Source organism: Candidatus Soleaferrea massiliensis AP7, from assembly GCF_000820765.1.
In the GTDB taxonomy this organism is placed as follows: Bacteria; Bacillota; Clostridia; order Oscillospirales; family Ruminococcaceae; genus Soleaferrea; species Soleaferrea massiliensis.
Window position 1 is genome coordinate 1 of record NZ_CCYH01000023.1, and the last position, 11,204, is coordinate 11,204.

Here is an 11,204-nt window from a genome sequence, read left to right on the forward strand (position 1 = left end):
AAATAACCACTGTGCCAAGTCTCACTTGGTAATCAGCGTAAGACCGCTGCGCTTCAGCGGTACAACACCATCCCGCCTAGATGAATCGGTAAGTTCAAGACCTTTGCGCCAAAGCAGTCTGTCTTCCGCAATCAATCCCAAATGGTTTCAGAGGATGCATCGGGATCAGACAGGATATCCTCTGATGCAGCAAAAGATTTGTCTGCGGCGGATTGAGTGGGACAATCACTCAAGTATAATCGCTTTTTTGTATACAAAAACAGAAAAACAGCGACAATTGCTGCAGCCAGTTCAGAGAGCGGGAAGGTCATCCAGACGCCGGCAAGGCCAAGCGGCCGCATCAGCAGTATCGCGAGGGGCGGAATCAGAATCAGCTGCCGGATCATCGTGATGGTCAGTGACTGCAGTCCGCGCCCAAGCGCTTCGAACGCACCCGACAGGATGACGCCGACCGTTGAAAACAGGAATCCCGCGCTGATGATGCGAAGCGCCGGCACACCGATGTCCATCATATCCTGCGTAGCGTTGAAAAGCGACAGGATCGACTCCGGCATCAGCATAAACAGTCCTGTTCCGATGAGCATGATGACGCCGATGACCAGCAAACTGGACTTCAGTGTGGCATACAGCCGTTTTTGGAGCCCTGCGCCGTAATTGTAGCTGACAATTGGGCGCATGCCCTGCACCAAACCGCTGGCCGGCATATAGACGAATGTCTGAATTTTATAATACAACCCGAAGACGGCCACGGCCGTCTGTGAAACCGCCGACAGAATGCCGTTCAGGATGCTGACGAGAATCGAAGGCATGGCAATCATCAGGGCGGATGGTACCGCCACACTGTACACCCTTTTTGCAATTCCTGCATCCGTCTTGAACCCTTTTAACGAGATATGAATGCCGCCGCTGTTGCGGGCAAAGAGTATGACTGCCAGGACGCAGGCCGTGATCTGCCCGATGATGGTGGCGACGGCGGCGCCCGCAACGCCCATCTGCGGGAAGCCGAATTTGCCGAAGATCAGGATAGGGTCCAAGATGATGTTGATCACAGCGCCGACAGCCTGCAGGATCATCGGCATGACCATGTTGCCGGTGGCCTGGAACATCTTTTCAATATTGATGTGAAACAGGCTGCCGAACGAGAAGCAGATGACGATATAGGAATACTGGCAGGCATACGAGAACACCGTTTCATCTTGGGTAAACATCCGAATGAACGGCTGAATCAGGACCAGTCCGAGGATGACAAACAGCAGCGCATGCAGGGCGGTAAACACAATGCCGTGGGTGGCGGTGCGGTTCACCTCGTCAAATTTTCTGGCGCCCAGCGAGCGTGCGATGCAGGAATTGAGCCCTACGCCCAATCCAACCGCAACGGCGAGCACAAGGTTCTGCAGCGGGAAAGCCAGCGATACAGCGGTCAATGCGTCTTCGCCCATCTGCGCGACAAAGATGCTGTCCACAATGTTGTACATCGACTGGATCAGCATGGAGATCATCGGCGGTATCGCCATCGACATCAGCAGCGGAAATACTCGTTTGGTTCCCATGATGTTTTCCTGTTCTTTCATATGATCATCCTTTCGTAATTGGTATCATGCCGCAGAAAAGGCTATAAATTCCTCTGTTTATACTCAGAAACAGAAAAATTTATAGCCCTTTCGACAGTGTATTCACTCTATAGATTATAATCAACTTTGAACAAAATGTCAAGACAGCCGTTTCATATGCAGGATCGGATAATGGTTTCCCTGTTCATCCAGCTCAGAGCGTCCGGTTACCACAAATCCGACATGCTGATAAAATGCCAATGCCTGCGTGTTCTGTTCATTTACATCCACATAGGCAGCGCCAAGCGCAGCAGTTGCATACTGCACCAGCCGTTTGCCAAACCCTTTGCCAAAATAAGCGGGATGCAAAAACAGCATCTCGATTTTGCATCCGTCGACTCCCATAAAACCGACGGTTTCCCCATTTTGCTGTGCCAGCAGCAGTTTGTCCACATTCTGAAGCGCATCGGCCACCATGGGATACAGCGCGGCAATGTCTTCTTCTCTGAGAAAAAGATGCGTTTCCCTTACCGAAGCTTCCCAAATGGTCTGCAGATCCGCAATGAGAACCTTATCCCTGGATGGAGATTCCACAGTTACAATATCCAACACGGCAAATAGACCTCCTGTTTAAAGTAAAATCTTCTGCTCAAACAGACCGGACGAATAATCGGTATAGAGCACGACATTCTGTTTGACCGAGTTATACCGGTCAATAATCCTGCGGACTTCATACAGACCGAATCCGCTGTGTTCCTCTTTGGAGGTCACGCCCTTTTCGAAGATGGATTCGATGTCGACAGGTTTGTCACAGGTGTTGATGATGCGAAGCGCGGTAAAGGTCTTTTCATCGGCGATGATAAAGTCAACCAGACGGTCTTTGCTTTCCGCCGCCGCTTCCAGCGCGTTGTCAAGCAGGATTCCGACCACGCGGCTCAGATCATGCAGACGCATCTTGGACAGATCGAAGTCGTTTTTCAGTACCGTAACGGTCAGCTTGACGTTGTGGATCTCAGCCTGTGAGATCTTTGCCAGAAGCACACCGTAAAGCAAGGGGATATCCTTGAGCTTTTCATTTGTAACGCCTGCGTTGTTGATCGGCGTAAAGGAGTTGTCCATTTCAATCATGTACTGTTCCAGCAGGTCATAGCGCCCTGTGTGGATGAATCCGTTGATGGAAGAAATGATATTGCTCAAATCATGTTTAAATCCGCGAAGCTTGTCATTGGCGGATTCCAGTGTTTCTATGTACAGCTTCTGGCTTTCCAGTTTCTGCTCCTGCTGCAGATATAAATTGGTTTTGATCACGTTGTAGACACCATAGCAGAACATCAGCATCAAAAGCAGCAGATAATAGAGCTTGACATACTGCATGAAGTCCGATTCGACCTGTTCAAAGAACAGCATACTTGGTGCGAGCAGCATGATCAGGAACACCACATTGACCAGTATAATCTGTACAATGTGTTTGGAATTCTCCATATTGCGGATAATGGGTTCCCATTTTTTAACCAGCAGATAAAAGGCGGTCCATAGCAAACAGGAGATGAGCCGGACAATGATGTAGAACAGGATGGAATTTTGGATGAGAACATGTGTGCGCATATCTGGAACGCAGATTGACAGAATGATCGAGTAGAAACATTCGACCGCGCCGCTCAGGACCATAATGGTTCCCAGAATCAGCCCGCTTCGTATCGGCCGGATGCGAAACCAGACCAGCAATGTCAGATAGGTGAGAATAATCCAGATTCCAAACTTTTGCGTACCGCTAAAGGATGGACAAAAGTAAGCGATCATATCGACTATCAGCGGGGGCAGACAGGATAGCAGAAGCTTGTACCGTCTGACAGTGACACCAAAGATCTGCAAAGCAACACTGTATTGCAGAATCAACAGGACACCGCTGATCAGTATTAACCCAATATTAAAAATCAAGTCTAACATAGAAACCCCTCTTATATGTTTGCTATTCCATTCATTTTAGTGTAAAACAATAAAAAAGTCAACTCCAATAGTCGAGATTCTACATTGTAAAAGAAAAAACTGCATAATCATGCTTGAATATTCGGGAAATGGCGGCACATAATGAAAATTCTTACTTTTACATGGATTGGTCTCGAAAATAGAAATGTAACATGAATGACAGGGCATTTGTCCATCATGCGTCAATGAAACGGATATGGTTATTCCAGCACGGCTTTATGCATTTTTCTATACAATATACCGTATGAGCCTGTCCAATTGCTCTGCCGATGTTGTGTTCTGTGAATCGATCATGGCATTTTACATAGACGCATCATGGCAGCTGAAAGGGAACAACGGTCCAATATCCGTAAGCGGTTATATGATATAACGGGATTGAACGACTGAAAAACCACTTGGTCCATGCGGACAGATATCATCCTCTAAAGTGCGGCACAGTCCTGCGCCAAGCCCTGTCCGCCGATTTCCAGCAGCATATCCGAAAGGGTGACGTCCTTTAACAGGCTGTCCAGATTCTGGTCGATGGGATCCCAGACTTCCCGTTTCAGGAAATCCTCGAACCGCGTTTTCTCCGAGGTGTGGCCCGGCCCCCCCACCGAAAGGCTGCCCTCCAGAGCGGTCAGGATAGACTGCAGCGTGATCCTGCCGGGCTCATCGGCCAGCCGGTAACCGCCCTGCAGACCTGCCGTTGCGACGACAAGCCCCGCTTTTTTTAAGGAGGAGAAGATGTTTTCCAGATAGTTCATCGACAAATCCTGCCGGTTGGCGATGCTCATCAGGGAGATATAGCCATCCTTCTGATGCAGAGCCAGATCGATCATGGCCCGCAGACCGTAGCGCCCTTTGGTGGAAATTCTCATGACAGCGCCTCCTGTTCTTCCCGGTATCGCCGCATCAGCGTTTCCAGCGTCACCGTATCGATGATTTCACTGACCGAATCATACATCTGAATCCAGAGCCGCCGCGTCACGCAGGTCGCGCGCACCGAGCTTTTGCATTGGGACAGGTCGCCGACACATACGACCGGCTCCATGTTTTTTTCAAAGGTTCGCAGGATGCGCCCGACGGAAATCTCATCGGGCTTCAAAGCGAGCAGAAAGCCGCCTTTAGCGCCGCGCACCGTTTCCAGAATGCCGGCCCTGCGCAGTCCAAGGAAAATCTGTTCCAGATATTTTTCAGAAATCCCGGTTTCCGCGGCGATCCTCTTGATGCTGATCGCCTCATCCGGGGAGTAGAGAGCCATATAAAGAAGAGCCTCCAGCGCGTAGCGGCTCTTTGTGGATATCTTCAAAACCTTCACCTCTTGTTTCAGGGTCTGTTGACTGCAATGCTGTTCTTGAAATGAGACCTGCTTCAAATAATAAAACGATATTTTATTATTATACTATAGAATCCGTTTTTTATCAATATCCGATTATTCCTATTGACAAAGTAGTCTTTATCTGCTATAATCACTATCAAATCGATAGGAATTATAATCGATAGATTGGAGTGGACAGCATGCCGCATTTCCAGGAACGGCTTACGCCGTATAAAAGAATGGGAAACGACATATCCTATTTCATAAACATCCGCGCATATACCGCACAGCGAATGTGATGCTGCCATTGTATAAAATCTGATATTGACGATGAATTTTGGAAAGGATTGATACCATGTCCAGAACCTACAGATTTGAAACAAAACAGCTTCACGCAGGCCAGCAGGTGGATCCTGCCACAAAATCCCGCGCGGTACCAATTTACCAGACATCCTCCTATGTATTTGACGATACGGCGCATGCCGAAGACCTGTTTGCGCTCAAACGGCCCGGCAACATCTACTCCAGGATTATGAATCCGACCGTCGACGTGTTTGAACAGCGTATGGCCGCATTGGAAGGCGGCGTCGGCGCGCTTGCCGCATCCTCCGGTTCCGCGGCGATCACCTATGCTGTGCTGAACATCGCGCACGCCGGCGATGAGATTGTGGCCGCCTCCACCCTGTACGGCGGCACCTTCCACCTGTTCAGCGATACACTGCCGCAGTTCGGCATCAAGACCGTGTTTGTCGACCCGGAGGATGTCGAAAACTTTGAAGCCGCGATCAATGAGCGGACCCGGGCGGTTTACATCGAATCCCTGGGCAATCCGGGCATCAACATTGTGGACATCGAGCGGCTCGCGGAGCTAGCGCACCGGCACGGGCTGCCGCTGATCGTCGACAACACCTTCGGCACCCCGTATCTGATCCGTCCGTTCGAGTTCGGCGCCGACATCGTCGTGCATTCGGCCACCAAGTTTATCGGCGGCCACGGAACCTCGATCGGCGGCGTGATTGTCGACGGCGGAAGATTCGACTGGGCGGCGAGCGGACGCTTTGCCTGCCTGACCGAACCGGACCGCAGCTATGGAGGTGTGCGCTATGCGTCGGACATCGGCGCGGCGGCCTACATCACCAAAGCCCGCGTCCAGCTTCTCCGAGACACCGGCGCGTGCTTAAGCCCGTTCAACGCGTTCCTGTTCCTGCAGGGACTGGAGACCTTATCCATCCGTGTGCAGCGGCATGTCGAAAATGCGCTGAAAATTGCACGGTATCTTCAGAAGCATCCCAAGGTCGCATGGGTCAACCATCCGTCGTTGGAGGGAAACCCGTATCATGCGCTCGCGCAGAAGTACTTTCCGAAGGGCGCGGGCTCCATCTTCACATTCGGTGTGAAGGGCGGCTCTGAGGAAGCGCGCAGGTTCATCGACGCGCTGGAGATCTTCTCAAACCTCGCGAATGTGGCGGACGCCAAGAGCCTGGTGATTCATCCGGCTTCGACGACGCATCAGCAGCTTTCCGCTGAGGAGCAGAGAACGGCGGGCGTCAGCGACGATCAGATCCGGCTGTCGGTCGGATTGGAGCATGTAGACGATTTGATTGAAGACATCGAGCTTGCATTGTCAAAAATCTAAAAAATATTTGGAGATGATTCTTTATGAAAATTGCAGGAAATCTGACGGACCTCATCGGCGGCACCCCACTTTTAAGATTGAACAACTATGAGAAAAAACATGGCTTGCAGGCCGAACTGGTCGCCAAGCTCGAATATTTTAATCCGCTGTCCTCGGTGAAGGACCGCGTCGGCTATGCTCTCATCAAAGATGCTGAGGACAAGGGCCTTCTCAAACCGGATTCCGTGATCATCGAGCCGACCAGCGGCAACACTGGCGTCGCGCTTGCCTTTGTGGCGGCTGCAAAGGGTTACCGCCTGATCATCACCATGCCCGACACGATGAGCATCGAACGCCGGAAGCTGCTGAAAGCGCTGGGCGCCGAGCTGGTGCTGACCCCGGGCAAGGACGGCATGAAGGGAGCCATCGCGAAAGCAAAGGCGCTTTCCGAAGAATATGAGAATTCCTATCTGCCGGGACAGTTTGTGAACCCGGCGAACGTACAGATGCATTATGACACGACCGCCCGCGAGATCTGGAACGATACCGACGGCAAGGTGGATATCTTTGTTGCCGGCATCGGCACCGGCGGCACGATCACCGGCGTCGGAAGATATCTCAAGGAACAGAATCCGGATGTCAAGGTCGTGGCAGTCGAACCGACGGATTCCCCGGTTCTCTCTGAAGGAAAGGCCGGACCGCATAAAATCCAGGGCATCGGCGCAGGCTTTGTGCCGGATATTCTTGATACGAGCCTGATCGATGAGATCGTCACGGTCAGGAATGAAGAGGCGTTCGAGACTTCGCGCGGCATTGCGGAGAACGAGGGGCTTCTGGTCGGTATTTCGTCCGGCGCGGCGGCCTTTGCCGCGGCAAAGCTCGCGCAGCGTCCGGAGAATCAGGGTAAACGCATCGTTGTGCTGCTGCCGGACACCGGGGAACGATACCTTTCCACCGCGTTGTTTGGAGAAGAGTAATTATTACTGAAGTGAAAAAGAGGTGTGGTGCAGTTTGAAATGATTCCTCTTTTTTACTCTGAAAGAAAAGATATAAAGAATTGTGCTATAAATAAATGCTCTGCAAACATGCCTTCAAAACGGACACGATGCTGTTCTGAAGGCATGGAATCTAAATGGACGTGTGTTCTTGGGAGAATGTTGATTATCTGGGGACGGATTTGCTGTAATAGGGGCATTTTCTGCGGATGCACTGAGCGTTCTTTTCCGAAAACGGACAGAGCACCTGCTCATCCGTTTCCATGGTGATTCCCAGATGCTCGCTTACAAAATCCACCGCCGTAAGGATGGCTGTCAGGGAATCGCGCTTGCAGCATCTCGGCCCGCCCAGCTGGCCGATGCGCATGAGACACGCTGCCGTCAGCTGGTTGCCCTGTCCCCAGACATGGCCTGAAAGCGGTATCGCGTTTGTGACGATGCTGTAAAATGCGCCCGCGCTCACGGCGGCGCCGCAGCATCCGTACAGGCCGCAGATCCCGCCGGGAAGCTGACTGCCGCGCCGCTGCATTTCCTCGAGCGCCTGCAAAAGCATGATATCTCCGCCGGCCTGCTTGAAAGAGGCTAGCAGAACGGCTCCTACAAGCGTATGGTGCTCGGGCCCGTGCATGTAGATGGCAGGATTCCGCATGATCTGAAGCGCGAGCGCGGCCGGATTTCTCGACGAAGACGCCAGGCAGGTTTCCCTGATCGCTTTCAGTCCCTGAGCTTCATGACAGGTGTCGCAGATATAATGACCGTGGATGCATTTGACATAGCTGTCAAACTTCCTCTGGCAAAAGCTGCAGACCATTTTCTCCTGTTTCTCCAAATAGAGGAGCGGCTCTGAACAGATCAGACATTCCAATGCCTTTCCCATAATACCACACAACCCTTCCGAAAGCTGCTTTTTAGTATAGCATACCCGCAGACAGAAGTACAGCCCCTGTCCGGTGCTTCCTTCGAAGAAGACGGTACAGGGGCTGTATGCGTTTCTTTGATGCCGCGGGCTGTGTCTGACGCTAAAGAGCGGCCTGTTTCATCTCAGCCACATAATCGCCGACCGGGCCGACGCAGGCTTCTCCGTACTGTTCGATGATTTTGACAATCGCGCTGCCGACGATCACGCCGTCGGCGATTTCTCCCATCTCGTGCGCCTGCTCCGGCGAAGCGATGCCGAAGCCGATTGCGCAGGGGAGATCGTTCGCGGCCTTGACCGACGCGATCATCGCGGACAGGTTGGTCTTGATCTGGCTGCGCACACCGGTCACGCCCATCGAGGAGACGCAGTAGACAAAGCCCTCGGCTTCTTTGGCAATCATCCGGATGCGTTCCTGCGAGGTCGGCGCAACCAGGGCGATCAGCTTGATGCCGTGCTTCTTCGCGAAGGGAAGCAGCTCATCCTTCTCCTCATAGGGGAGGTCCGGCACGATCAGGCCGTCCACGCCGCTGTCCGCGCAGTTCCGCATAAAGCGCTCAGTGCCGTAGGTGTAGACCGGGTTGACATAGGTCAGAAAGACCAGCGGGATATCGGTCTGTTTGCGGACGCGCTTCACCATTTCGAACACGCCGTCGGTCGTGACGCCTGCCGCCAGCGCGCGTTCGTTGGCCTGCTGGATGACCGGTCCCTCGGCGACCGGGTCGGAGAACGGGACGCCCAGCTCGATCAGGTCCGCGCCGGATGCGGCCATCCTGACGACCAGCTGTTCGGTGACATCCAGATTCGGGTCTCCGGCTGTGATGAACGGGATAAACGCGGTTCCATTCCGGAACGCTTTTTCGATTCTATTCATAGAGTTCCACCCCCCGGTAACGTGCGATCGCCGCCACATCCTTGTCTCCGCGGCCGGAGAGGTTGACGACAATGATCTGGTCCTTCTTCATGGCCGGCGCGAGCCTGCGCGCATAGGCCACGGCGTGCGAGCTTTCAATCGCCGGAATGATGCCCTCGGTGCGCGACAGGTATTCGAACGCGCTGACCGCCTCGGCATCGGTGATGGAGACATATTCCGCGCGGCCAGTGTCGTGCAGCTGAGCGTGCTCCGGGCCGATACCCGGGTAATCGAGCCCTGCCGAGATCGAGTAGACCGGCGCGATCTGGCCGTATTCATCCTGGCAGAAGTAGGACTTCATGCCGTGGAAGACGCCGAGCGTGCCGTTGGCAATCGTCGCGGCGTTCTTGTCGGTATCGACGCCGTGTCCGGCCGCTTCACAGCCGATCAGCCGCACATCCCTGTCGCCGATGAAGTCGTAGAACAGCCCCATCGCGTTGCTGCCGCCGCCGACACAGGCGATCAGCACGTCCGGAAGCTTGCCTTCCTTTTCGAGCATCTGCTGCCGGACCTCTTCGCCGATGACCTTCTGAAAATCGCGCACGATCATCGGGAACGGATGCGGGCCCATGACCGAGCCGAGCACATAGTGGGTGTCCTCGACGCGTGCGGTCCATTCGCGCAGGGTTTCGTTGACCGCGTCCTTCAGCGTCATGGTGCCGCTGGTCACGGCATGGACCTTCGCGCCGAGCAGCTCCATGCGGAAGACGTTCAGCGCCTGCCGGTCGGTGTCCTCCTTGCCCATGAAGATCTCGCATTCCATACCCATCAGCGCGGCGGCTGTGGCGGTCGCCACGCCGTGCTGTCCCGCGCCGGTCTCCGCGATGACCCGCTTCTTGCCCATCTTCTTGGCGAGAAGCACCTGGCCCAGCACGTTGTTGATCTTATGGGAACCGGTATGATTGAGATCCTCGCGCTTCAGGTAGATCTTCGCGCCGCCAAGCTCCCGGGTCATCTTTTCCGCATAGTACAGCAGGGACGGCCTGCCCGCATAGTCTTTCAGCAGTGCGTCCAGCTCAGCGACGAACTGGGGGTCGTTTTTATAGTGCTCATACGCCGCTTCGAGTTCGTTGACGGCGTTCATCAGCGTTTCGGGGATGTACTGTCCGCCGAATGCGCCAAATCTTCCCTTAGACATTTACTCCACGCTCCTCACACGTTCAATCAGTTCAAAGATTTTCTGCGGGTCCTTGTACCCGCCGGTCTCCACGCCGCTGCTGACATCCACGGCATAGGGGCGCAGCGTCCGCACAGCCGTTTCGATGTTCTCAGCTGTCAGCCCGCCGGCCAGAAAGTAGGGTTTTGCCGAAGCGGGAATCAGCTCCCAGCTGAAAACTTCGCCGCATCCGCCGTACTGCCGCTTCGAGTAGGTGTCCAGCAGCAGCCGTTCGCACGGGAGCTGTTCGGCTTTCAGGATGTCTTCTCTGCAGCGGACCCGCACGGCCTTCAGAACCGGATGGCCGGTCAGCGTCCGGAGCCGGCGTATGTAGCCTTCATCCTCGTCGCCGTGCAGCTGCACGATGTCGATGATGCCGCGCCGGCAGATTTCCGCAATCTGTTCGGCCGGTTCGTTCACAAATACGCCGACCGGACGAATCGAAGCGTGCAGCATCTCCCGCAGCCCGGCCGCCTGGTCTATGGTGACGCGCCGCCGGCTTTCGGCAAATACAAAGCCGATGTAGTCGGGCCGCGCTTCGTTTACATATTGAATATCCTCGGGCCTTGTCAGCCCGCAGATTTTAATCTTGGTCATATCGGTCTCCCGCCTTTTGGACTGTAGATATTCACTGCATTCCTTGCTCTGCCGGAAGGCTGTCTGCCCGCTTCCCGGATACGCTGACGGAAATCTGCATGGCTGCCGGCGTATCTTTACAAGAGGATATGGATCGCTTTTTACAGGCGGCACAGTGGAATCTCGATGATCGTTCT

General features: G+C 53.8%; 11 protein-coding genes. 2 read left to right on the top strand and 9 right to left on the bottom strand.

The window, feature by feature from the left end:
• Positions 1–131: 131 nt before the first annotated feature.
• The 5 genes from BN348_RS04975 to BN348_RS04995 all read right to left on the bottom strand — a co-directional run bounded on the left by BN348_RS04975 (position 132) and on the right by BN348_RS04995 (position 4,827).
• Positions 132–1,571: an MATE family efflux transporter gene (locus BN348_RS04975; RefSeq protein WP_082020798.1), complete on the bottom strand. Its 1,440-nt coding sequence runs from the start codon at positions 1,569–1,571 to the stop codon at positions 132–134.
• Between the two features lie 138 nt (positions 1,572–1,709).
• Positions 1,710–2,162 (bottom strand): GNAT family N-acetyltransferase, encoded by a 453-nt coding sequence (locus BN348_RS04980; protein WP_040196652.1) that lies wholly within the window; start codon positions 2,160–2,162, stop codon positions 1,710–1,712.
• Between the two features lie 18 nt (positions 2,163–2,180).
• Complete coding sequence (locus tag BN348_RS04985; protein WP_040196653.1) at positions 2,181–3,497, bottom strand: sensor histidine kinase; 1,317 nt, start codon at positions 3,495–3,497, stop codon at positions 2,181–2,183.
• A 461-nt stretch (positions 3,498–3,958) separates the two neighbouring features.
• Positions 3,959–4,396: an RrF2 family transcriptional regulator gene (locus BN348_RS04990; protein ID WP_040196654.1), complete on the bottom strand. Its 438-nt coding sequence runs from the start codon at positions 4,394–4,396 to the stop codon at positions 3,959–3,961.
• Positions 4,393–4,827, bottom strand: coding sequence for an RrF2 family transcriptional regulator (locus BN348_RS04995; RefSeq protein WP_040196655.1), 435 nt, complete (start codon positions 4,825–4,827; stop codon positions 4,393–4,395). The genes BN348_RS04990 and BN348_RS04995 overlap by 4 nt, the downstream gene beginning before the upstream one ends.
• A gap of 364 nt (positions 4,828–5,191) precedes the next feature.
• Here BN348_RS04995 and BN348_RS05000 point away from each other — a divergent pair, with 364 nt between their 5' ends.
• Both BN348_RS05000 and cysK read left to right on the top strand, forming a co-directional pair.
• The gene (locus BN348_RS05000; RefSeq protein WP_040196656.1) at positions 5,192–6,472 is read left to right on the top strand and encodes an O-acetylhomoserine aminocarboxypropyltransferase/cysteine synthase family protein; all 1,281 of its coding nucleotides are present in this window, start codon (positions 5,192–5,194) and stop codon (positions 6,470–6,472) included.
• A gap of 23 nt (positions 6,473–6,495) precedes the next feature.
• Complete coding sequence (cysK, locus tag BN348_RS05005) at positions 6,496–7,428, top strand: cysteine synthase A (protein ID WP_040196657.1); 933 nt, start codon at positions 6,496–6,498, stop codon at positions 7,426–7,428.
• A 184-nt stretch (positions 7,429–7,612) separates the two neighbouring features.
• Here the strand turns inward: cysK and BN348_RS05010 are convergent, their stop codons facing one another.
• From BN348_RS05010 to BN348_RS05025, 4 genes are all read right to left on the bottom strand, one after another.
• Entirely contained in the window at positions 7,613–8,323 is a 711-nt protein-coding gene (locus BN348_RS05010) for a DUF5714 domain-containing protein (protein WP_040196659.1), read from the bottom strand.
• A 142-nt stretch (positions 8,324–8,465) separates the two neighbouring features.
• Positions 8,466–9,236, bottom strand: a complete 771-nt coding sequence (trpA, locus tag BN348_RS05015; RefSeq protein ID WP_040196661.1) for a tryptophan synthase subunit alpha — start codon at positions 9,234–9,236, stop codon at positions 8,466–8,468.
• The gene (gene trpB / locus BN348_RS05020; RefSeq protein ID WP_040196662.1) at positions 9,229–10,413 is read right to left on the bottom strand and encodes a tryptophan synthase subunit beta; all 1,185 of its coding nucleotides are present in this window, start codon (positions 10,411–10,413) and stop codon (positions 9,229–9,231) included. The genes trpA and trpB overlap by 8 nt, the downstream gene beginning before the upstream one ends.
• A complete protein-coding gene (locus BN348_RS05025) occupies positions 10,414–11,028 on the bottom strand; it encodes a phosphoribosylanthranilate isomerase (protein WP_040196663.1) in 615 nt (204 codons plus the stop codon).
• Positions 11,029–11,204 lie beyond the last annotated feature (176 nt).